Genomic DNA, 236 nt, shown 5'->3' with positions numbered 1-236 from the left:
GTGCGCCGGGCAATCCGCGAGCGGGCGGAGGGCTTTTTGGGCTACCCGCCCCGGGAGGGGGATGCCGAGCTCAAGGCCCTCCTGCTGGACAAGGCGGGCCTTTCCGGGGAGGTAGCCTTCATGCCCGGGGTGGTGGTGGGGCTTTATGCGGCAGTGGCCGCCTTCACCGCCCCCGGCCAGGGCGTCCTGACCCAGGTACCCGTCTACCCCCCCTTTCTGGCCGCCATCCGTGAGCA

Annotated in this window: 1 protein-coding gene; it reads left to right on the top strand. The window is 71.2% G+C overall.

Annotated elements, in window-relative coordinates:
* Positions 1-236, top strand: a 236-nt coding sequence (locus tag ACYQ0J_RS13880) for an aminotransferase class I/II-fold pyridoxal phosphate-dependent enzyme (RefSeq protein WP_460172641.1), incomplete at both ends; no start/stop codon positions are given.

It is taken from the genome of Thermus sp. FJN-A (assembly GCF_054655095.1).
This window is presented reverse-complemented; position numbering and strand designations above follow the sequence as displayed.